This window comes from Candidatus Zymogenaceae bacterium (assembly GCA_016931225.1).
Taxonomy (GTDB): domain Bacteria; phylum Desulfobacterota; class Zymogenia; order Zymogenales; family Zymogenaceae; genus JAFGFE01.
On record JAFGFE010000014.1, the window covers coordinates 22,492 to 46,068 of the forward strand.

Here is a 23,577-nt window from a genome sequence, read left to right on the forward strand (position 1 = left end):
AACCGGCTTGGAAAAGCGAAGGGGGATGCGTCGCCACACATCCCCCAAAATAATCTATCGTCGTGTAATCTGTAGTCTTTAATATTAAATGGGCAAACCCGAAGACGTCGGCCTGGCCTCGTTTCCGTTTCCGTTGCCGTTCCCGTCGGCGGGGCCGAGGGGCACATCCCCTTTTTCCGCGTCCGTTTTGAGGTCTCCCGTCTTCAGGGCGACGTCCAGCGCCTCCTCGATGCGCTCAACCAGGACGAAGCGCATGGAATCCAGCACCTCCCGGGGCAGGTCTTCCAGGTCCGCCTCGTTCTTCTTCGGCAGCACCACCGTGGAGAGCCCCGCCCGGTGGGCGGCCAGCACCTTCATCTTGATGCCTCCCACCGGCATCACCCGACCCCTCAGGGTCACCTCGCCCGTCATGCCGACGTGGCTGTTGACGGGCCGGTCGGAAAAGAGGCTCGTCATGGCCATGACCATCGCCAGTCCCGCAGAGGGTCCGTCCTTGGGAATGGCGCCCGCCGGGACGTGCAGGTGGACGGTGGTATTCTCGAATCGATCGGGATTGACCCCCAGCATGTCCGCCTTGGAGCGTACATAGCTGAAGGCGATCTCGGCGCTTTCCCGCATGACGTCTCCCAACTGTCCGGTCAGCTTCAAATCACCCTTTCCCTTCATGCGCGTGGCCTCGATGAACAGGATATCTCCCCCCACCGCCGTAACGGCCAGTCCCGTCGCAATGCCGGGAAGCTCGATCTTCTCGGACAGCTCGGATTCGAACTTCTCTTTTTTCAGGTATTCCCTGACCGTCTCCGGGGTGATCTCGATGTGGGTCGAGGCGTCTTCCGCGATTTTTACCACGCATTTTCTAAAGATCGCCCCGATCTGTCGCTCCAGGTTGCGGACGCCCGCCTCCCGGGTGTAATCCTGAATGACCTTGCCCAGGGCCCGGTCGGTGAAGGAAACCTCGCTTTCAAGGAGCCCGTTCGCCGTGAGTTGTCTGGGTATCAGGTATTTTTGTGCGATGTGTTTCTTTTCGTGCTCGGTATACCCCTCAAGCTGGATGATCTCCATGCGGTCTCGCAGAGGCGCCGGGATCGTTTCGAGCTGGTTGGCGGTGGTGATGAACATGACGTCGCTCAGGTCGAAGTCCACGTCCAGGTAGTGATCCCTAAAGGCGTGGTTCTGGGCCGGATCCAACACCTCAAGCAGCGCGCTGCTGGGATCGCCCCGCCAGTCGCTGCCGATCTTGTCCACCTCGTCGAGCATGAAGACCGGGTTTCTGGTTCCCGCCCGCTTGACGGCCTGGATGATGCGGCCGGGCATCGCGCCGATATAGGTGCGGCGATGTCCGCGGATTTCCGCCTCGTCGCGCATGCCGCCCAGGCTCATGCGGGTAAAACCCCTGCCCAGGGCCCGGGCGATGCTCTGGCCCAGGCTGGTCTTGCCCACGCCGGGAGGGCCGACAAAGCAGAGAATCACCCCCAGGGCGTTCTTGTCGGTCTCTTTTTTTTGCTCCTTTTTATCCAGACCCCGGTCACTGATGAGCTTTCTGACCGCCAGGTATTCCAGGATACGCTCTTTCACGTCGGTCAGGTCATAGTGATCCTCGTCCAGTATTGTTCGGGCGTTGTTGATGTCGAGGTGATCCTCGCTGAGAGTGTTCCAGGGAAGCTCCACCAGCCAGTCCAGGTAGGTCTTGATGACCGTATATTCCGCCGCCTGGGGCGGCATCCCCTCAAGGCGCTTGAGCTCCCGTTGGGCCTCCTTCAGGGCCTCTTCCGGGAGGTCCGCCTTTTTTATTTTCTCTTCATACTCCGCCGTGACCGACTCCTCCTCGTTGATCTCGCCCAGTTCCTTCTGGATGGCTTTGAGCTGCTGGCGCAGGTAGTATTCCCGCTGGGCCTTGCTCATCTCTTCCTGGGCGTCGGATTTTATCTTCTGCCCCAAAGACAGGACCTCCTTTTGCCGGGAAAGGTGGGAAATGAGCGCCCGGAGCTTGTCCTCGATGCGATCGGCCTCAAGTATCTTCTGTCCCTCGTCCATCTCTATGCCGGCGTTCGCCGCAATCATGTAGACGAGATGCCTCGTGTCGGTAATCTTGTCCAGAAAATCGGCCGCCTCGTCGGGGATATTCACAGAGAGATCGATGACCTCTTTTGCCAGGTCTCTGAGGCTTGTAACCAGTGCCTCCACCTCCACGCTCTCGGTGAGGATATCGGGTGTTGGGGTGATCTTCGCCATCAGATAGGGATCGGTCTCCTTCCAGAAGTCTATGCGGAAGCGCTCCAGACCCTGTACCAGCGCCTGCATGGTATTGTTGGGGGCCTTGAACACCTTGTTGATTTTCGCGATCGTTCCCACCTCGTACACCTGGTCGGGATTCGGCTCTTCAATAGAGGGGTCCTTCATCGTCACCAGTCCCACGAGGCGATCGCCCTCCATGGCGTCTTCCATCAGTTTGACGGAGCGGGGCACCCCGATCATCAGCGGCATCATGGAAAAGGGATATCCCACGGTATTTCTCAGGGGGAGAATGGGCAGTACATCCGGGAATCTTTCGATCCGTTCGCCGTCGGCATCCGGGTTCATCAGATTGGCCATATTTATTTCTCCTTTATCCGCATCACATCGCCCCGGCAATCCCCGAGACCGTCTCGCAAAGCGTTCTTCATTCCCGGAAATCAGAGGTGATTGATATAACGGCTGTATCTCTTTCTCGTTTTTGATATTATTGCATCGAGGTCCGTCGATGGCTCCCATCGGCGGCGCTCGATTTACAGGCGCACAGATAATGTAATCATCCCCGGGTGCATTTCAAGGGGGCGTGCTGTTTTTTCACGGGTTTTTCCCGATTCGGTCGTGTGGTTTTTTTCGTGATTTCACTTGACAAAAAAGATTAGGTATGGCTAACATATACTCAGAGACTCTTTTAAAGAAATTATCCTCTCATGACCGCCCCGTTCTTCACCACGTTGATGAGTGTGGATCGGTACGGGTTGGTGTACAGACGGCGGCGAAGGGAAAAAGATATGCCCCGAAATTTTTCAGAAGGGTCGAGAAAGGGTAGACAGAAGATTTTTGAGGAATTCAAGGCCATTTTCGCCGAGGACGGCGGAGGGGACGTCGAAGAACGCCTGAGGCTGCTCTCCCTTTTTCTGGAGAACGGATCTCACCTGACCATGGACGGGCTGGAAAAGCTGGTACGGGAGAACGGCTGGGACTTGGAACCGGAGACCCTTCAATCCTACATCGCGACCTTTATCAACTACGGTATCATTCACCGGATACGTCTCGACGGCGGGAAGGTGCTCTATGAATACCGGGACCTGAACACGCACCACGACCATATGGTGTGTGTCAAGTGCGGCAGGATACAGGAGTTCACCGATCCCCGGATAGAGGCCCTTCAGGAGAGAAACGCTCACTTCCGCGGATTTATCCCCCTGCGGCACAATATGACCCTGTATGGGCTGTGTCCGAAATGCAGCGGGGAGCGGGAGCGGGTCATGCCGCTGTCTCTGGTGTCCGAGGGTGAAATCGTCCGCATCACCGATATCGGCGGCGGTCGAAGAATCCGCCAGCGACTGGTCTCCATGGGGCTGGTGCCTGGCAAGGACCTGGAGGTCATCAGGACACCGGGGCCCGGCCCGGCGGTGGTGGCGGTGGACGGCAGCCGTATCGCCCTGGGTCAGGTTCTTTCCCGGAAGGTCCTGGTCTCCACCAATGGGACCGAGGAGACATAAAAAATTTTTGCTCCAATAATTAGGCGTGACTAACTTCCGTATCGATGGTACAAACGTACGGGGGTCGGTACACGTGTATCGTTCGGGGGACGGCCGATACCGTATCGGCCTCACAGCGCACGAAAAGAACACCCTCAATGACATAATCGCAAAAAGCCTCTCATGAAGAAAAAAATCACCGTCGCCGTGGCGGGCAATCCGAACAGCGGCAAGACCACCGTCTTTAACGCTCTCACCGGCTCCCGCTATAAGGTAGGAAACTACCCCGGCGTGACCGTGGAGAAAAAACAGGGGACCGTCGAGACGGACGGAATTGTCATTACCGTGGTGGACCTGCCGGGGACATACAGCCTGACGGCCTATTCACTGGAGGAGGTGGTGGCCCGGGATTTCATCGTCACGGAAAAGCCGGACCTGGTGGTGGATATTGTCGACGCCTCGAACCTGTCCCGCAACCTCTATCTGACCGCCCAGCTCATGGAGCTGGGCGCGCCCCTGGTGGTGTGTTTGAATATGATGGATCTCGCCGAGGCGCGGGGCATAGAGATCGACGCCGATCGGCTCTCGGCGCTTTTGGGGGTGCCGGTGGTGCAGACCGTGGGCACCAAGCGGCGGGGGATGGATGAGCTTCTCGATGTCATCGTCAGAAGCGCCCTGGCGGGCGGGGCCGTCACGCCTTCGGAAATCAGGTACGGGGAGGAGATTGAAAAGGAGATCGCCCGTCTGTCTGAGGAAGTATCCGCCGATCTTTCAGACGATCCTCCTCAGCTTTCCCGATGGCATGCGGTCAAGCTTCTGGAGCGGGATACCGAGGTGGAGGCGAGGTTCGCCGCAGGAGAAAACTGGGGAAACATCCGCTCACTCCTCGACGAGGGGACGGACCGGCTTCGCTCCATCCTGAAGGAGGACCCGACCAACCTGATCGCCGAGGGGCGCTACGGCTTCATTAACGGTGTCGTCAGGGATAGCGTCGTGCATGTCCGGGAGGATCACATCCGCATGTCGGACACCATCGACCGGGTGGTGTTGAGCGGCATGCTGGGCCTGCCGATTTTCGTGGGCGTGATGTATCTGGTCTTCCAGGCGGTCTTCACCTGGGCGGAGCCGCTGATGAATCTGGTCGAGGAAATTTTCTTTTTTCTGGGGGGCTTTGCCGCCGCCGTTATCCCGGCGGGGCTCGTTCAGGACCTGGTGGTGGACGGGATCATCGCCGGTGTGGGCGGGGTGCTGACGTTCCTTCCCCAGATAATGTTTCTATTTCTTTTCATCGCCATACTGGAGGACTCCGGCTACCTCGCACGGGCTGCGTTCATCATGGATCGGGTGATGAGCGCCTTCGGATTGAACGGGAAGGCATTTGTGCCGTTGTTGTCGTCGTTCGCGTGTGCGGTGCCGGGGATCATGGCCACCAGGACCATGGAGTCGGACAAGAGCCGGCTGGTGACCATGCTGATCGCCCCCCTGATGTCCTGTTCCGCCCGGCTCCCGGTCTATACCCTGATGATCGCAGCGTTGGTTCCTGATACAAAAATCTTCGGGGGCACCGTGGGCGCCCAAGGATTCACCCTCTTTTCCCTCTATTTCGGCGGCGTGATCATGGCGATGCTCATGGCAATCCTCTTCAAGACGACCATCCTCAAGGAGGAATCGGCGCCCCTGGTCATCGAGCTTCCCCCCTATCGCCTTCCCACCGTCAGGAGCGTGACGCTTCACATGTGGGACAAGTCCCGGGAGTATGTGAAAAAGGCGGGGACGGTGATCCTTGCGGTGTCGATCGTGCTCTGGGTGCTGTTCAGCTTTCCGCGGATAGACGAGGGTCTTGAGGGTCCCTCCCCCACGGATCCCCTGGCCGTGGCGTTCTTTGAGGAGACCGGCATCCATCCCGAGGCCTTCGAGACGGGAGGGGAGTTGGAAGGCGTATACGCACCCTACCGGGCATACGACGACGCCGTCTCCAAAATAGCGGAGAAACGGGAAGACACCGCCGGGGACGGGGCGACCTGTCTTGCCGATGAGACGATCCTCACAAGTCACCTCGCCTCCGTGAAGGCAAGGGATCCGGAGCTCTATCGGGCGTTGATTGAATACCGCGAGGAATATCTCCCGGCCCGCTGGGAACTGGAGCGGGAGCGGGAGCGTGAGCAGATGATCGAGAGCTTTGGGGGAAGGCTCGGACGCGCCATTGAGCCGGTATTTCGCCCCCTGGGTCTGGATTGGCGGTTCAGTATATCGCTGGTGTCGTCCTTTGCCGCCAAGGAGATATTCGTGGCGGCGATGGGAACCCTCTATGCGGTGGGAGGCGACTCGGCTGAGGGGAGCCCGAACCTGATTCAGTCCATTCGCACCGACCCGATGTTTGAAGGCAACACCGGGGTCCTGTTGGCGGTGGTGATCATGGTATTTTCCCTCCTTTCCACGCCGTGTCTCGCCACGGTGGCGGTGGTCAAGCAGGAGTCGGGCACCTGGCGGTGGCCGCTGTTTTTGATCGGCTATACCTTCGCCCTGGCCTGGATCGTCTGTTTTCTCATCTGGCAGACGGGACGGCTCTTCCTGTAGGGTCTGGTTCTTTCCGTACGGCGTGGGGAGCGGGGGCCGCTATCCGCCGAAGGTGAAGCCTTCGAAATTCCTATTCGGCGCTCCGAAGCCGGTGGATATCCCGGTATTGACGAAGCCCCCCTCCGTGAGATGGAAGCCGACAATCAGGCCGTCCAGCTCCGGGATGATGCGGCAGGCGTAGGGATTCCCGGCATGGGGGAGCAGCACCTCGGGAGTGCGGGCGTGGTTTTCATCCATGTCGGAAAAAGACACGGAAACCCGATGAAACCCCCCGACCCCGGATGTCGCCGGCATGTGATCCGACTCCGGCGGCATGGAATAGACGATGGACGGACTCTGTGTCTCGTCCAGTACCACCTGGGGCACCTCCACCTGGCAGTAACCGCCCGGGGAGAACAGCGGCGGAAGCGCCTCCCACTCGGTCAGGTCCCGGCCGCGGCATTTCAAGAGCCCCACCGCCCCCTTCCTTCCCAGGGGATGGGAGACGTCCTTGGCGGCGATCACCATGTAAGCATCGTCCTCCCACACGAACAGGAAGGGATCCCGCCAGGCATGGATGCTTGGATCTCCGATGATGCTTTTCGGCTCGTAGTATCCCTCGTCCGGCTCCAACCGAAAGCCGCCGACCCGCTCCCAGTTCCGAAAATCGGTGGAAAACGCCGCCCCCACGTTCTGGGTCAGTGTGTCTCCCACCCGGCCGTCTCGCGACGTGTAAAAAAGGAGATATCCCCCCACCACTGAGGCCACATCTCCGGTCCAGATGGAGGTGTTATCCCACCCCGAATTGTCGGCTTCTAATACGTTATCGTCGATCCAGTCGATGGAGGTGAAATCCTCCGTCACGGCGTATCCGACGTGGGAGGAGAAATGGTGGAGATTCTGGGGCGCAAGGGTCCGGTCGGCGTTGAGAAACAGCAAGTGAAAGAGCCCCTTCTTTGCGTCGTAATGATACCAGAAATCCCAGGTGAACCGTTCGGGATGGGGGATGTGTATGGGTGTGCGGGGGTCGGTCATCGATGCCTCCGGAGATCTCGGGTTGAAAATGTGTCCATTGACGGGGAGTCGCCCCCCGGGATTGTATTGTAGAGCCGTTTCGCCCGCTTGTCAAGGAGGGTCGATTCAGGCGGATATCCAGGTCTTTTTGTGATGAAGGGAGGGTTTCTCAAAAAAACGGGACGGACTTGACCTCGACGCACGTGAGTGATACAACAGAAGACAGTTTTCACCGACTAAGGGCCGGCTTCTGATAAAACGATTCGATGAGGCGGATGATGAAGTCGGAGCCGGGACGGGCCGCCTGATCGATGCGGATAGAATGAGAAAAACCCTGTTTCAAAAAACGAGGCGAGGTGTGTCAATGGAAAAGATCAACGTAGGTTTCATAGGGTGCGGTCAGATATCAAACCTCCACTATCCGGCATACAAGAATTATGACAAGGCGAGACTCTATGCCGTGTGCGATACGGACCCGGAGCTTTTGGCCCAGCGAAAGGCCGAGTGGAAGGTCGAGAAGACCTACACCGACTACCATGAGATGCTTGCGGATCCGAATATCGACGCCGTGGAGATCATCACCCCCCACAAGCTCCACGAAAAAATGGTCATCGACGCCCTGGATGCGAAAAAGCACGTCGCGATACAGAAGCCGATGACGATCAGCCTCAAGAGCGCGGACCGGATGATCGCCCGGGCGGACCGGTCCGATAAAATCTACAAGATCACCGACAACTACGTCTTCTATCCCCCCATCGTGAAAGCGAAAGAGCTCATCAATACCGGGGCCATCGGCGAGCCGCAGATGATACGCATGAAGATGGTCTCGAGCGCCCACGGCGGGTGGGACCTGCCGGTGTCGTCGTATGACTGGCGCTTCGACGAATACTCGGAGGGCCGCTTTTCCGAGACCTACGACCACGGACATCACGAGTGGGCGGTGGCCTGGTTCCTGATGGGGGAGGTGGACCGGGTCAGCGCGTGGATCGACTCTCTCGACGGCCTCATGGACAGCCCCGTGACCCTCATGTGGAAATACAAGGACAAAAAGCGCTACGGCCTGTGCGACTTCTGCTTCGCCGAGGAGCTGTACGTCCCCTCGAAGTACTACGCCAACGACGAGTGGTTCGAGATCACCGGCAGCAAGGGGATCATCTTCATCCATCGCTGCACCGGGGATATCCACGAGGGCCCGGCGGTGAGCCTGTTCGATTCAGACGGATGGCACACCTTCGACGTCCAGAGTGACTGGGTGAGCGGATTTACCGGCGCCGCCCACAACTTCGTCGAGGCCGTCAGGGGCGAGGCGAAGCCGTTTCTGACCGGAGCCGACGGCAAGGAGATCCTCAAGATGAGTTTCGCCATCTACAACGCCGCGAAGAAGCGAAGGGACGTCTACCTGGACGAGCTGGAAAAACCCTTCCCGGCTCTTTATGCCAGAAGACGGGTGCGCCGGGAGAAGAAGGAGTCGTATATTGAGAGCTTTAAGCAGCCGCTCTTCGGGAAAAGCTTTTCCAAATACGCCCCCCGGGCCGACGAGCTGACCGAGGAATTCGTAAAAAGGTTTGACCCCGTGGCCGCCAAGGATTGGGACGGCCGGGTGGGACTTCGTCTGACGGCGGACGGCGGCGTACCGGAGACCGTCTACTCCATTCGAGTGAAGGACGGGAAGGTCTCCCTCACGAAGGGGGAGCTTTTGGAGAATCCGGGGGTCACCATCACCATGGCCGCAGGCGTCTGGGCCGCCGTCTGCCTGGGCCAGCGGCGGCTGGAGACGGCGCTCTTCAAGCGGGAGCTGAAGGTGGAGGGGGATTCCATGGAGGGCCTCAAGGTCAGGAGCGCCTTTCACATTTAAAAGTGATTTTTAAGTTACTAATTTCATTAGATCAGTTGTATTTTGATAATACATGATTTTTAATCTTTGTGTTTGTAGGTATTTCTTTAAAAAACTTATCGTGTGTATATAATTCTTTTCTTTCTCTTATCTCATTTTTAACAACTTCGTTAATATAGGATATTGCTTTTTTTGTAGCCTTTTTTATATCTTGTTCTTTTTCAAGATTCAAATTCTCTTTTTCCGCAATATATTTTGTTATATTTAGTATATGAAATATTGCCCTTGATACAAACGCATCTTTTTCATTTATTCTTTCTTTTTCCCTTTTTTTCTTTTGGATTGTCTTTTTCATGGCTTCTAAAGGAAGAAATATTTTATATGGTAATAGCATTCTTTTCGCACTGATCTCATTTTCATCAAAAATCTCTTCATATTTTTCTTCGAAAATAAGTCTTTTATTGTTCTTTGCTTCTGAGGGCATATCGAGATAGTAGGCTAAATATATTTGACCCAATAATTCATTATCTAAACGCTTTTTCTTTGGTTTATCAGCATATTGATTCTTTTTTCTTTCAAAAAAATAACCTAAGGCTTGAAATTGTTCTTCAAGGTTTTTTTGAATTCTATCGTTTGAATGAAGATCTCTTGTACTAATTGGATTTTGGCTATTTGTTGATTCACTTATTCTTTCAGATATTGTTGGGTCTTTTGTTTTACATATTCTAACAAGAAGTAATACATTAGAAATTTTCTCTTTATCTTTTTTATAAGCCTCAAATAGTGTATGTGTTGTTTGTCCACCATTAACTATTTGAAAATTCTTTAGAGTGACTAACGGAGAACGTGTATTCGGAGTATATTTACATTCTTCGCATACAATAGTAATCCCATTATTCAAATACCAAAATTCATAATTCGTGTCTGATAAGGCAGATTCAAAAATGCTTTGATTAATCCTATTCTTTAATTCCTTAAACATCCTTACATTTTCATTAAAAACATCTTCTATTAACTTTTCTGGATTTTCAGGGTCTTTAATTATTGAAATTAGTTCTGTTGCATCAATTGTAGCAACTATTCCCTTCAAATCACCATCACTTCTTTCAAAATATTGTTTATCTATAAAATGAATACTGCCATCTACTTTATTAAATCGTTTTTCGAATAGTCTTGTAACTAAATCATCTTGGTCAAAGTAGTGGAAATTAAAACACCTATATTGTGCTAATGACCGTTCAAATTTTGTTATTTCTGTCTTGATAGGTTTTTCTTTGTTAGAGCAAATGTAAATTTCGAATTTGGGATGTCTGTTTTTAAATAAATCCCATATTTCATTTACTTTTTCCCAAAGAATATCATTTACGTCATTCTCCTCTATTTCTTTATTAAGTATTCTGTGGATTGTACTTAACATCTTATTAAATTCATTGCTGGGGAAGTTTTTTTTGTTCCATCAAAAGACAATGAATATTTGAAGTTGAAAAAGTGTACAACATTATTTACTATATGAACAGCATCAATAGCTTCATCAAAAGGACCATCTGTAACTGCATCCTCGATTTCATCTTCACTCAAGTCAAGTAATAACTCTAGTGATAAACGAGTAAAGGCGGATGGCTTATCTTCTAGATCATAATCTTCTTTATATTGAGAGACTCTTCCGTCTAAGGTTGTGTAAGTGGACAGGTCTGTCATGGAGCCCTCCGTTCATTTTTAGTTTTTTAAGACATACATAATAAGCTATATGTGTGATTAATGTAAAGGTCTTTGTGTTTTAAGAGGAGATAAAATATGGCACAGGTAAAAACACTCCCCGTGGCGGGAAAACACTCACCGGCCGTCGGCCTCGAGGTGTCGTGGACGGATTCCCAGTTCGTGATGATCATCGCGGAAAAGGGGGTGGTGGCCTGCGGCGTGGTCGATAAAAACGTGATGGAGCGGGCGGGGGCCGCCGTCGCCATCGCCCGGGGAACGCCCCAAAAACAACTGGTGACGACAGATGATCTCCTCTCGGCGAAGATTCAGGACGTGACGGAAAAGGCCGCGGGATACGGCGTGACGATCGGGATGAGCGGGCGGGAGGCGTTGGATATCCTGTCGTGATGGGTGAGGAGTGCCTCTCGCCGACGATGCCGATCCCTCCGTTTGCCTGTCGTGACGGGGGAGAGGGGGGCGGAATGCCGACGCACCCGGTTCGGCGGCGCCGTCCGGGTATTTAAAAGATTAATGGAAAAAGGAAACCGGGCGGATTCCACAATCCGTCCGGTTTTTTCCGTCTCCTGAAGCTCTTGGTGTCTTCTCAGTCGGCGGGGTTGTCCCCCGACGACCGGGCGAGGTGGTCGAATTCGGAGAGTGCGGCCCACGCCGCCCGCGATCCTTCACGTACCCCTACCTCGTGTTTATGAAAATCGAACCGGCCCAGCTCGTCCAGGTTCGGGGTGATGATCACGTCCGGTTTTTCTGCGGCGAGTCGATCCCTGCTGATGATGGACTCCATCACGCCGATGGAGGTGTCGATGATCTCGAACACCGTGGGGAACGTCGCGGGCTTCGACGCCTGGGCGGAGAGTCTGTCGTCGGTTTCATGAGGGCCTGATTCCGGTGGCTCCGGGGGCTCCGCCGCTCCCTTGTTGATGCCGGGGTCCATAAGGTGGCTTGTGACCAGGCAGGTCTCCGGGAGCCGGGGGCAGATATCGACGGCGATGATGAACTCCGCCCCCAGCCTTCGTACCACCTCCACCGGCACCGGGTTGACGATGCCGCCGTCCACCAGGAACATGTCCCGGTGATGGACCGGCCTGAAGATGCCGGGGATGGAGATGGAGGCTCGGACAGAGCGGACCAGGTCTCCGGTGTCCAGCACCACCTCGGCGCCGGTGCGGAAGTCCGCCGCCACACAGGCGAACGGGATCGGAAGCTCTTGAACGGCGACATCGCCCAGGTGAGTGCGGAGGAACGTCTCGATGCGCTTCCCCTCGATGAGACCGCTTCGGGGGATGACCGGATCGATGAGCTTCAGCGATTCCCGAAAGGAGAGGCCGGCGGCGATTTTGTCCAGCTCGTCGATCTTTCCCGCGGCGAAAAAGGCCCCGACTAGGGCGCCGATACTGGTGCCGGATATGCACGCGATCTCCACCCCGATCCGCTTCAGCACGCTGATGACGCCCAGATGGGTCAATCCCCGGGCGGCGCCGCTTCCCAGGGCCAGTCCCACCCGCTTCCTTTTCCCGAGCGAGAGATACTCAGAGAATCTCTTGAGTCTCTTCTCAACCGTCATATGTTCCGCTCCTGCGTGAACACTCTCGTTTTTTTCGCCTCGACGACATACTCCTTTATTTGTGTGATCACCCCCGACCCCCGCGGGAGGGGACGCGTTATGATTGCGTCCGGCGCGCCCCCAGGGGGGCGAGGAGGAACGATCCCGCGGCGAGCAGCAGAAGGAGCATGAGGATGAACATCATGCCGGTATCGAGACTCGTCCGCTGGGCGATAACCCCCACCAGCCAGGGGAAGATCAGCATACCACCGGCCATAAACGACATCAGAAATCCGTTGATGGAGCCGAGGGCGTGGGAGAAGCGGTTTCCGCCCAGTGCCATGAGGATTGGGAAAATCCCGGAGAAGAATACGCCCGCCCCGGTCATGGCGACGCCCGCCGCCCAGCCGACGTCGACCGTCAGAAACAGCCCATATCCCACCAGCGCCCCGATCGTCAGGATGAGAAGTAGTCCCCATTCGCCGATCTTCTTCGATATCGCGGCGCACACATACCTCCCCGCCGTCATGGCGATCCAGAAATAGCTCAGGTATGAGCTTGCGATGAGGGTGGAGATATCCATCCTTTTTTCCATGTAAAGGACGGACCAGTAGTTGATCCCCATCTCGGACCCGACGTACAAGAGCACAAGCAGGCCCAACAGCAGCGCGTAGGGGCTTTTCACGATGTCGACGGCGGTGGAAAGCTCGATTCTCTCCGAATCCACTTGCCGGGGAAACGCCGTGAAAAACAGGAGCATCAGCACAAGCCCCGAAAGGAGTGCTGCGTTCATATAGGTGAACCGCCAGGGGTGCCCCAGGTCCAGAAACAGCCCGGAAAAAAACGGGCCGATCAACGCGCCGATGCCGAAAAAGGAGTGGAGGATATTCATCCCCAGTCCCCGGTTGTGGGCGTATGCATCGGCGATGATGGTGTTGGTGACCACCTCGATGACGCCTCCGGCGACCCCGATCATGAAAAAGGCGACAAGGGCCGCCCAGAAGAGACCGGTAGAGGAAAACAGCAAAAGCCCCGCTGTCAGGAAGATTTGTCCCAGGATGATGACGAGCTTCACCGGGGTTCGATCCACAATGTAGCCGCACAGGAGCACCGAGATGAGAAGCCCCACGGACAGGGCGGTGGTGAGAAGGCCGAGGCGGTCTGTGGTCAGGCCGAAGCTCGCCCCCACTTCTCCCAGCGCCGGTCCGATGATCGTCAAGGAGATGCCGTAACACATGATGGACAGAAAGCAGACGAGTCGTAACAGTTTCATGGCTGATGTCATTTCATATATCCGTGCGTTCGCCGGCTCTCCTCTTTACGGGGAACCGGCGAACGGCGCGGTTGATGTTGGAAATATGGGTGTCTCTCTATCTTTTTTCAGGGGAGGGGGCTTTCACATGCGATCCTGGTGCGCCCCACAGACGGCGAATCGCCGTCGCTCCCCGATTACCTTCGAAATATATTTTCGCCCGGATAGGGGACGCCGTCCGGAAGCGGCGTATGGATGGTTTCAACCCCCAAAAGCTTCATCGCGTCGAACAGAACGCCCCCCACCCGATCGAAGGCCGCCGCCGCGTGATGATGAAATCTCCCCAGGAGCACGTGACGATAGAAGCGGCCGAAGCCCGGAATGTGGGCCACGCCCGTGCTGCCGAAGGTCTTCGGGTCGACGTCTAAAAACTCCCCCTCGATGATATAGGCGCAGAGCCGGTCACCCCGCCCGTGCACCTGAAGCAGCGTCAGGGGGGAGGCGGCGATTTGTCCCTCGATGGTGCCCCGGGTGATGTCCGGGTCCCCCTCGGGCTCCATGAGCCGCTTCATAATGACCTGGTGCTTGAGGGCGGGATTTTTCATCCGGGAAAGGGCCGTATTGCCGCAGTGAAACAGCCCCACGAGGTCTTCCGTGGGAAGGTGTGATGTGACCGTGTCGAAATCGGTCGGGATCGAGTGATTGAGGTCCAGGACCGTGACGCTCCCGTCCGAGGCGTACTGCCCCATCAACTCCGCGGTCAGGGAATAGGCGTCGTTTTCGCAGGCGATGGGAAACCCCAGGCCGGCCATCCGGGCGTTGATGTAGCAGGGGACGTGCCCCAGGGTCTCCTCCTGTTCGGACCAGCACTGACTGGTCATGGCCGAAAGGCGAAGCTGCTCCCGAAGGTTCAGTACCGCCCGCTCGTAGGCGCCCAGCCGCCCGGCCAGGTCTGCCGGGATTTCTCCCACCTCCCGCTTCATGGAGGCTGTGATGTCGGAAAGATCGTCGCTTTCCGCTTTTTTGACCTCCTTGACCAGGTCGAAGAAGGAGTGCTCCTCGATCTCAACACCGATGGACGAGAGCGACGCCAGGTTGTAGTTGCAGGTCTCGAAATCCCGGGGCCGGGGGCCGAACAGCCCAAGTGTGGCGCCGGATATCCCCGTATACACCCGCATGATCTTCTCAAATTCAAAGATTTCCCGGGCGCCGGTCTCGGCATCGACGATCGGCCGTTCCGGGATGTGAATCCGGCAGCTCAGGGACCGCTTCTTTGCCGCAAGCACGGCGGAGAGCATGCCGCACAGGGCGTCTCCCCGGTCGGCGGGAAGGGTATCGGCCGATTCCTCGGCGGCGGCGATGATCATGACCGGTCCCCGAAACGACCGGATGAAGTTCGCGTCCTCGATCTCGGGGGAGAAATTTCCCAGAAAGAGGACGGCCCCGTCGCATCCCGCCCGGTTGAGTTGATCGGCGGCGTCCCGTGCGTGGGCCTTCGATTCGATGACGGCGCTGTCTCCATCGGGTGTGAAAAGATCAAGGCCCAGCTTTTTCGCCTCGGTACGCAGTCGTCCGGTCCGTATCTCTGAGAGGGACCGGGGAAAACAGTCTCTGGAAGCGGAGACCAGACCGATTTTCACCTGTGGTGAGTAGGTACCCAGGGGCAGGTACATGATTTCCTCCTGTTCGCATGTATCCAGGCTGTTTTTCCCGTCACTCGCCTTTTTGGGGGTCCCCCGATTCGTGTTTTCTCCGGTAGTGTTTTTCTATCATGCTTGCGGCGGGCCTGGTGGCGTTCGGGTTGAGGATCATCGTGCGGTAGTCTATCCGGGCGATGAATTCCAGGACGATCGCATGCTCCACGGCCTCCTCCGGGGTGCGTCCCCAGGTGAAGGGACCGTGATAGGACACGAGCACCGCCGGGATGATTTTCGGGTCCCGCTCCCGAAAGCACTCGGTGATAATGCGGCCGGTGTTGGTTTCGTAGTCGCTTTCCACCTCGGCGGTCTTCAGCGGTCTGGTGACCGGGATGTCCCCCTGGAAATAGTCGGCATGGGTGGTGCCCATCGCCCGGATGGGAAGCCTCGCCTGGGCGAAGATCGTGGCGTATTCCGAGTGGGTATGGGCGATGCCGTTGCAGTCGAAGGCGCGGTATATCTCGAGGTGGGTGTGCATATCGAGTGATGGAACGAACTTCCCGGAGCCTGTGGGCGCGTCGATAATCCGTCCATCCTCGAGGGATACGGTGATCATCAGCTCGGGCGTGAGCTCCTTGTAGGGAATTCCCGACGGCTTGATGACGACGGCCCCCATATCCCTGTCTACGCCGGAGACGGTGCCCCATGTGTAAAGCACCAGGCCGCTTTCGAACAATTTTATATTCGCCCGATATACCGCTTCCCGTAATTGATCCATGCTCGGTGTTCCCCGCTCTTTCAAAGGTGTTATTCTCTATTTACTGTGATCGACGTGACCGAATGAGGCGGGAGCGTTATCCGTACCCCGTTCGGTGAGGCTGTGGTTTCGTTCTCTTCAACGGCGACGGCATCGGGCCTGTCAAAATCGCTATAGGCGTCCGGCGAATCGCCCGCGAGGGTACGGATGATGGTCTGTTTTCCTGCCGGGCGTGGATGGGCCGGCTTCGATCGCATATGATGCGATCCGTCTTCATGGTGATCCGCTCGAGCCGCCATGCCACCCTTTTTCGTCCGCACGAAACGATATATCCCGGAGTCAGCGTATGATCCGTATCAGGCCCCCTTCTCCATTTTCTCGATATCCGCCAGAATTTCCTTGTAGCGCTCCTCGGTGATCGGGTATCGGGAGAGTACCAGGATGGCGATCAGGAAGATGAACGCCGGGATCGCCCCCATCAGGAGCAGGATGCCGGTGTTTGCCGATGCCAGGGGCTGGGGCACGATATTCGCCTGGTATCCCGTTATCTGCAGCACGACGCCGGAAATCGCCAGGGCCAGAGCCTGGCCTATCTTGATGGCGAAGGTCCAGATGCCGTAGAAAGCGCCCTCGGTGCGCTCCCCGGTCACCAGGTAGTCGTATTCCACGGCGTCGGGCACAATGGCCCAGGGCATGGCGTAGGTGAATCCCATGCCGATCCCCGCGAAGAACATCATCACAAGGGAGAAATTAACGGAAAAGCGGGCTCCAAAAAGCCCGATGATCAGGATGGAAAAACCAAAAACACCCATCCCGAGGCTGTAAACCAGCTTCTTGCCGATTTTTTTGGACAGGATGACGCTCACCGGGATGAACAGCATGGCGGTGACCAGCAGGATGACCATGGCCAGCGTGATGATATCCTCGTTCTGGTGGATATACTTAAAGTAATACGCCGCCACGCCGCTGACGACCGACAGCGCCGTGATGTGTAGGGCATAGGTGAAAACAATGAAGAGATAGGGCTTGTTCTTGAAAACCTTCAGGTAGGTCTCGAAGAAGCCCTTGGTCGGCTTGTCTCCGTGTCTCTCCGGCTCCCGGACCGCGATCACCGTGATGAGGGCCGTGATCATCATGACCAGTCCGAAAATGGTTCCCAGGACCAAAAAACCGACGTTGTTGTTCACAAATGCGTGGATGATAGGAAAAGCCGCCGCGGCGCCCAGGAGGGTGCCGAAGACGGCGAAGCCGAACCGAAAGCCGTTGAGGCTCGTGCGCTCGTGATAGTCCTGGGTCAGCTCCGGAGTCAGGGAGTTGTAGGGGATGTTGACCAGGGTATAGGCGAGGTTCAGCAGGCAGTAAAAGATGATGCCCCAGACGAGGAGGAGGGTCTGATGCTCACTCGGGTTCCACGCCGCCGCCGACCAGTTGAAACCTTTGGTAAAAACGTCCGGAGAGAGGAACGAAATCTTGTCGAAGAACAACAGCGGGTTGGTGAACATGATGACCGTTGCGACGAAGAGGGGAAAGGCTCCCGCCAGCATGAAGGGCCGCCTCCTGCCGAATCGGGTCTCCGTCCTGTCGGAGATAAAGCCGACTACGGGGTCCGTCACGGCGTCCCAGATTTTCCCGACCGCCACGATCACCCCGGCCAGGGCCGGCTTGATGAGCACCACGTCCGTGAGATAGAACAGAAAAACGAAGGCCATGGCGGTGAAGAAGAGGTTCCCCCCCATGTCACACACGCCGTAGCCCATCTTCACGCCCACCGATAGCTTATTATCCCGCATGTTCTTCTCCCCCTTGTTTTATTTGGTAGATCTATTCAAATAATTGGATCGATCTGTGTGCTGAACCGTACCACTCGGGTTCGCATATTGTAAGTCAATACCGTTTATTTCTCAAGCATTTTTGTCCGGGATTCAAAGGGGGATACCAATCCAATCGGGTTCGGGGAGGTGCTGTATAAACGAAATTTCCGTGTGATTTCCACGGACCATTGAGATGAGATTTTTCGAAACCATGATATAATCAATACCATCACAAACCTATTGTCTGACGTTCCGACGGCCTGCGATGACGATGAACAAAAAAAGAACGGCTCCCCTGATAGTATGTGCGGCGATGGTGTTGGCGCTGACCACGCTGTCCGCCGTGTCGTTCGCCGATATCCGCTCCGGCTCTCTCAGGGCCCCGGGGGATACCCACAGCTTCAGTATCGACACAGGCATCGACGAATTGGTGGAGCTTTCGTTTTCCTATCCGGAGGGGGCCGTGGATTTCTGGGTGAAGGTGGTGGGCGAGGATCGGACGACGGTGCTGGGGGATTTCGACCTGGATAACGGCACAATCATCCAGCTCATCGGCGGCGGCGTGTTCTATGTCTCCGTCTATTCCCGGGCGGGGACCGGCTCCTGGAGCGTGGAGTATCATATCGACGAGGCGGCAAAGCTGCTGCTTGAGCGGAGCGCCCTGGAAGACGACGGGACAAAGCGGTATATAGACGGCGGGCGCGTGACGGTCTCCGGAGATCTCGCGGGAGCACACGACGCGGACGTGATATACCTGGTGAGCGATGCGGCCGACTTCTTCCTCGATTTCCCGGGACCGATTCAGGGCGGAAACTTCCACGTTGAACTGATCAACGGGGACGGAAAATCGAACATGTCGTCCTTTACCTATCGCAACGCCCGGTCGGTGGAGGTGCCGCTGTCCGGCGGATTCTTCGTCAAGATATCCACCCCCAACACGGGAGGGAGCTACTCCTTTTCGTACGAAAACCGGCCTGATCGTCTGGTGCGGTTTTCCAACCACATTACGATGAGCCATGCCGGGGGATCGGGGACGGCGGATCGGGTGGAGCTGATCGTCCCGGTCATCGAGTCGTTCGAGGACTACCAGGATGTCCTGGAGGCTACGGTGAACATCACCGATTACAGCATTATCACCGATAACTACGGCAATCGATTCTATCGCTTCGAGTTTTTCAACGTCGGGCCGAAGGCGGACATCAGGGTGGAGATGGACTATCTCGTCAGGATGCGGGGGGTGTATGATGTGCCGGAGACGTGCAGCGGGGCGGTCATCGACGAGTTTCTGGAGCCGGAGCCGCTGATCGAATCGAACCGGGGCTTCGTTGTCGATACTGCCCGACGCATCACGGTCGGGGACGAGACCCTCTGCGGCAAGGCGGGTTCCATCTACTGGCATGTCCTGAGCAATTTCACCTACCAGTTCCAGGGGCCGATGGTGGGGGCGTTTCGCGCGCTGGGATCATGCGTCGGCGACTGCAATGAATACACCGACTCGATCCTGGCTCTGGCTCGGGCCGTGGGCATTCCCGCACGCAAGGGCAACGGGTATGTCTATTTCGGCACCGACGATCTGGATTCCCATGCCTTTTCCGAGGTGTATCTCCCCGGGGCGGGCTGGAGCATCGCCGACGCCACCATGTGCTGCTATCGGATTCGCCCGCCCGTGTATATCTACGCCTACACCGGCGAAAATCCCTCGGTCTTCGAATCCCCGGACATCGAAGATTATCACTACCGGATCGACTCCTCCGGCCCTGAGCCGAACATCACCTTCTCACAGGAGTTCTTCGTCCGGGAGGTGTCCGATGACGTGACGGGGATGTCTGTGGGCACACCCGCCTCGCCCCTCCCCTCCCCCTCGCCGTAACGCCCCTACAGCGAGAAATCGAACCCCGCCCCCTCCTCGATCATGAAGCCCCCAAGGTCGATCGTCCGGGTACGATCGTCTCTCCCCGTGAGGATCAACTCGTTGAGCACGAACGCCCCGTCTCTGAGGGACACGGGCCTTTGTTTTGTGAGATCGTCTGCGGGAAAGGTCTTGAGCACCCGGACGGTTCCCGACTGTTTCACCTCATCCCAAGAGACGGCCAGCCAGAACCGGGGGAAGAAGACCGGGAGCGTGAGGGATGTTTTCCCCGGAAGGGCCTTCGGGGAAAGCGTGAGCGTGCCGGTGAGCACGTCCATCGCCGCGCCGGTCAGGGCGTTGAAGAGCGCCCACATGACCGGGTGGGTCATGTAGACGAATCCGGGAAGCCCCATCAGATTCATGTCCCAGGGGTATCCCTCCCGGTAGACCTTGTCGTAGACCATTTTAATCAGCTCCAACCCCTCGGCCGTATTCCCCAGGTATATCGCCTCGAACGCCTGATAGGAAAGCGCCTGGTAAATGTAGTTATATCCCCAGAACCGGATGACGCCGAAGAGCCAGATGGGGACCTCCTTTTTGTCCAGTCCCGCCTCGTTGTACGGCAGCGGCGCGCCGCCGAAGGAGGTCCTGTTTTTGCCCCGCTCTTTCGCGGCTTTCACCAGTATGTCGTGCTGGATCAGGCTGTGGGACCGGGCGCGGTTCGGCTCGATGACGGGGTGTAAGCCCGCGTAGCGGCAGATCCAGTCCCCGGCGAGCCCCCCCTGGAAGAGGTGCTCGTTGTCGGCGGCGGCCCGGAAGTAGCCTTTATCCGCCATCCAGAGTCTTTCAGTCAAGGTTTCCTCGCATGCTTTTGCCCTCTCGATGAAGGCCGCCCGGTGATTGACAATGTCCGGGTCCAGGTCGTCCGGGATGTGCCGCGAAAGATCCGCCAGCATCCGGTTGGCGGCGGCGTAGAGGGTCGCGTGGTAAAGAAAGCAGGGCTCAAACGAGAAGACGTCGTAGGTGCTGGACCCCTCGGGCACGTTGTTCTCCACCAGGGTCAGGAGATACTCGGTCATCTCGAGAAACGGCCTCCAGGACGCGTATAGGAGGTCGAGATCGCCGGTGATCTTGATGAGCTTTCCCATCTGGAGTATCAACGAGCAGGTCAGGTCCGGCCAGTCGTTCTTGCCGTCGTTTATCCAGGGGATGGGCTTACTGTAGGGGGTGTCGGCGTCTCCCAGGGCGATCTCCGCGCCGCCGTTGCCGTGGGGCACCTTGCCGCCGTCGGCGTGGGCCAGGTCGCGAAAGGTTTCGAGTTCGCTTTTGTCGAGCCCCGGGAAGAAGACTGACGAATAGGGGTGCGAGGACAGGCGCTGGTCGTTGGTCCCGGTGAGGCCGCCGAAGGGCCAGAAGCTGTTCTGAAACCGTTTGATGAACTGCCAGTCCATCCCCTCGATCATGGAGTAATCGCCGGTCTTCGTCAGGACGGTGTTGGTGAGCATGGAGTCTGTGGCGTTCAGCACCACATCAATCAGCCATTCCGGAAGGTCCGTGACCTCCGGATCGGTCAGGATGCCGGGAAGCTCCATCGTCTCGGCAAAGAGCCGCTCTTTTTCCCGGATGAGGTAGCTCAGTACCTCGCCTGTGCCGTCGAAGCTGTTCTGTGCAAAGGTGCCGTAATCAATACCGTCAAAGACTTTTTTTCGGAGCTTTTTCCGGGCCTCCTTCTGGAGCACGTAATGGGGCGAGTGCCAGATCAGGTAGAAGGGGACGGTCTCCGATTCCCCCGGCGACACGATGACCTCCACGCACACGGCGCCGCTCTTTCCTCCCGTGCCGAATGCGGGGGAGATGCGACCGGCCCCGGTGAACTCCTCCCAGAAGGAAGGGACGCTCTTTTTTTCATCCCAGGTGGGGCACGTGGAGACGGTACGATCGTCTCGGATTTCCGTGGCGATGAGCTGCTCTCCCACCGCCCGCCTCCGGGTGTCTTTGGGGTCGAAGTCGGTATCGATGCCGAAGGACACCCCGGCGATGTCTCCCGCGGGGAGTCGGTTTTTACAGTATCGGCTCACATCGGTTTTGAATGTGTGTTTCCATGTCAGGGGGCTGCCTGCGGTGCCGGTTATCCCCAGGGGGCTCTGCCAGGAAAAGAGCGCGCTGACCGTAAGTGCGTGGTCCGTCGGGTTTGTCACGACAAGGTCGAAGAGGGCCGCCGGCACACTGCTGTCTTTTTCGTTGTGGGGTATCAGTGGTGTGAAGCCGGAAAGCTTCGCCGTCACCGGGAGTGATTCGTCCACGAAATCAAGCTCGAAGTGCGGCACTCGTCCCCTGAACCGTGTTTCGGCGATATTCGGGACGGAAAATTCCCGGGAGTGGTGATGGGTCTTCCTGAGCAGCCGGCTCGTAATCGTGCCCCGAGCGTCCTCCGTCCGCAGGGCGAAGAAGGATCCCCGGAGGTCCCTGACCGCACGGAACCAATTGTACGCCGTCCGGCACTCGGAAAAGTCTCCGTCGGCAAACAGGGAGACGCCGCCGGTCCCGATGCCCCCAAGGGGAAATCCGCGATACGTGGGGGAGTTGATGTAGGTTCTCGTCCGTTCGTCGAATGTCGGGTTTCTGAATTCCTTCCGGTTCATGCCCATGACGTGTTTTGCTCCATGAATAGGGGTTATTGTATCCGGCTCCTATGGCGCGGGCGGCAGCGGCGGCACCTCCGGGTCCTGCCACTCGTCGGGCGTCGGATGCTCCCACCACGATTTCGGTATGTTCGCGTACACGCCGAAATCCTTCAACCCCTGCCGGAATGCCCGGACGTTTTCCTTTGACGCCCCGATGTGGTGGGTCTCGGGGTAGAAATACGCCCCGAATCCGCCCTTTTCCGTCCCCAGGTTTCTGATCATGTGCCAGACCTCCCGACGGCACTCGTCCGGGGTTCCCCGGGAGTAGATGGTCTGGATGTTCACGCAGCCGAAGAATGCGATCTTCCCCCGGTAGGGGGCCAGGTCCGGATAGCCGCACATGCGGGGACTGTCGAACTCAAACGCGTCCAGTCCCCACTCGATGAAGGAGGGGATGAGCGGGTCCACCTTGCCGCAGGAGTGGAGGATGATCTCACAGCCGAGCCTGTGTGATTCCTCGATGATTGGGCGGTAGACCGGCTCGTAGAACTCGCGGAAGAGGGCGGGGGACATGAAAGGATTGAGCTGGTCGCCCAGGTCGTCATACATAATGAAGCCGTGGGGCTTGGCGCCTGTGGCGTGCCACATCCTCATGCTCTCAATGAAAATAGTGGTGATGTGGGAGAGGAGTTTTTTCACGTGTTCGGGGTGCTTTCGATGGTCGATGAGAAACCGATTGAAGCCCCGGATGTTCGCAGCCATGCCGAAGGGGCCCAGATTCCATAGAATTCCAAGTCGATAGTACCGCCTTCCGAGAAGTCTGCTCAATCGGGTGAATAATCGGTACCGGGTCTCATCCTTCGGGTCCGGGTTGTATCGGGAGAGGTATTCGTCGTAGTCGTCCCAGCTCTCCAGCGCCGGGGCGAGAGGGTGCCCGATGGAGTCGTGCTTTCCGGTCTGGGACCAGACGACGCCCCATTCGTCGATCTCTTTTCGGGGGAGGTCAAGCCAGTTTCTGTACTTTGGGGCCTTTGCCCATGTCGGTTTTTTCCACCGCCACATGCGGAATTTGACGGCCATCTCGTCTTGGGAATAGGGGAACAATCCCTCTTCATGAGTGAGATGTCCCGGTGTCCAGGTTTTTGGCGGGATCATTACCAGGGGGAAAAAGTCGGCCAGGCCCGCCTTGAACACCGGCGGACGATCGGGGCCGGTGAAATGAACGGCGGCCTTCACCCGTTCGATTCGATTCATATCGAGACTCCGTTTTA

At 57.0% G+C, this 23,577-nt stretch carries 16 protein-coding genes; 5 read left to right on the forward strand and 11 right to left on the reverse strand.

The window, feature by feature from the left end:
• Positions 1-84 precede the first annotated feature (84 nt).
• Positions 85-2,580: an endopeptidase La gene (gene lon, locus JW885_05675; GenBank protein ID MBN1881644.1), complete on the reverse strand. Its 2,496-nt coding sequence runs from the start codon at positions 2,578-2,580 to the stop codon at positions 85-87.
• A gap of 440 nt (positions 2,581-3,020) precedes the next feature.
• Between lon and JW885_05680 the strand changes: the two genes are divergently transcribed.
• Together JW885_05680 and feoB are read left to right on the forward strand one after the other, a co-directional pair.
• A complete protein-coding gene (locus JW885_05680) occupies positions 3,021-3,734 on the forward strand; it encodes a transcriptional repressor (GenBank protein MBN1881645.1) in 714 nt (237 codons plus the stop codon).
• Between the two features lie 162 nt (positions 3,735-3,896).
• Positions 3,897-6,290 carry a ferrous iron transport protein B gene (feoB, locus tag JW885_05685; GenBank protein ID MBN1881646.1) on the forward strand — a complete coding sequence of 798 codons (2,394 nt, stop codon included), beginning with the start codon at positions 3,897-3,899 and terminating at the stop codon, positions 6,288-6,290.
• A 39-nt stretch (positions 6,291-6,329) separates the two neighbouring features.
• Here feoB and JW885_05690 read toward each other — a convergent pair whose 3' ends face one another.
• Positions 6,330-7,304 carry a beta-fructosidase gene (locus tag JW885_05690; GenBank protein ID MBN1881647.1) on the reverse strand — a complete coding sequence of 325 codons (975 nt, stop codon included), beginning with the start codon at positions 7,302-7,304 and terminating at the stop codon, positions 6,330-6,332.
• A 343-nt stretch (positions 7,305-7,647) separates the two neighbouring features.
• Here JW885_05690 and JW885_05695 point away from each other — a divergent pair, with 343 nt between their 5' ends.
• Positions 7,648-9,138, forward strand: a complete 1,491-nt coding sequence (locus JW885_05695; protein MBN1881648.1) for a Gfo/Idh/MocA family oxidoreductase — start codon at positions 7,648-7,650, stop codon at positions 9,136-9,138.
• Positions 9,139-9,169: 31 nt separating this feature from the next.
• Here the strand turns inward: JW885_05695 and JW885_05700 are convergent, their stop codons facing one another.
• A complete protein-coding gene (locus JW885_05700; protein ID MBN1881649.1) occupies positions 9,170-10,534 on the reverse strand; it encodes an AIPR family protein in 1,365 nt (454 codons plus the stop codon).
• The gene (locus tag JW885_05705; protein MBN1881650.1) at positions 10,528-10,815 is read right to left on the reverse strand and encodes a hypothetical protein; all 288 of its coding nucleotides are present in this window, start codon (positions 10,813-10,815) and stop codon (positions 10,528-10,530) included. Before JW885_05705 ends, JW885_05700 begins: the two co-directional genes overlap by 7 nt.
• 96 nt (positions 10,816-10,911) lie before the next feature.
• Between JW885_05705 and JW885_05710 the strand changes: the two genes are divergently transcribed.
• On the forward strand, positions 10,912-11,223 hold the full coding sequence (locus JW885_05710) for a DUF1805 domain-containing protein (GenBank protein MBN1881651.1): 312 nt from the start codon (positions 10,912-10,914) through the stop codon (positions 11,221-11,223).
• A gap of 196 nt (positions 11,224-11,419) precedes the next feature.
• On the opposite strand, the gene JW885_05715 is transcribed toward JW885_05710, so the two are convergent.
• From JW885_05715 to JW885_05735, 5 genes are all read right to left on the reverse strand, one after another.
• The gene (locus JW885_05715; GenBank protein MBN1881652.1) at positions 11,420-12,397 is read right to left on the reverse strand and encodes a patatin-like phospholipase family protein; all 978 of its coding nucleotides are present in this window, start codon (positions 12,395-12,397) and stop codon (positions 11,420-11,422) included.
• 97 nt (positions 12,398-12,494) lie between these two features.
• A complete protein-coding gene (locus JW885_05720) occupies positions 12,495-13,649 on the reverse strand; it encodes an MFS transporter (protein ID MBN1881653.1) in 1,155 nt (384 codons plus the stop codon).
• Positions 13,650-13,825: 176 nt separating this feature from the next.
• Positions 13,826-15,301, reverse strand: coding sequence for a fucose isomerase (locus JW885_05725; GenBank protein MBN1881654.1), 1,476 nt, complete (start codon positions 15,299-15,301; stop codon positions 13,826-13,828).
• Positions 15,302-15,341: 40 nt separating this feature from the next.
• The gene (gene araD, locus JW885_05730; protein ID MBN1881655.1) at positions 15,342-16,043 is read right to left on the reverse strand and encodes an L-ribulose-5-phosphate 4-epimerase AraD; all 702 of its coding nucleotides are present in this window, start codon (positions 16,041-16,043) and stop codon (positions 15,342-15,344) included.
• A 335-nt stretch (positions 16,044-16,378) separates the two neighbouring features.
• The gene (locus JW885_05735; protein MBN1881656.1) at positions 16,379-17,812 is read right to left on the reverse strand and encodes an MFS transporter; all 1,434 of its coding nucleotides are present in this window, start codon (positions 17,810-17,812) and stop codon (positions 16,379-16,381) included.
• Between the two features lie 292 nt (positions 17,813-18,104).
• Between JW885_05735 and JW885_05740 the strand changes: the two genes are divergently transcribed.
• Complete coding sequence (locus JW885_05740; protein MBN1881657.1) at positions 18,105-19,703, forward strand: transglutaminase domain-containing protein; 1,599 nt, start codon at positions 18,105-18,107, stop codon at positions 19,701-19,703.
• Positions 19,704-19,708: 5 nt separating this feature from the next.
• Here the strand turns inward: JW885_05740 and JW885_05745 are convergent, their stop codons facing one another.
• Together JW885_05745 and JW885_05750 are read right to left on the reverse strand one after the other, a co-directional pair.
• On the reverse strand, positions 19,709-22,330 hold the full coding sequence (locus tag JW885_05745) for a hypothetical protein (GenBank protein MBN1881658.1): 2,622 nt from the start codon (positions 22,328-22,330) through the stop codon (positions 19,709-19,711).
• A 42-nt stretch (positions 22,331-22,372) separates the two neighbouring features.
• A complete protein-coding gene (locus tag JW885_05750; GenBank protein ID MBN1881659.1) occupies positions 22,373-23,560 on the reverse strand; it encodes a hypothetical protein in 1,188 nt (395 codons plus the stop codon).
• Positions 23,561-23,577: the final 17 nt, after the last annotated feature.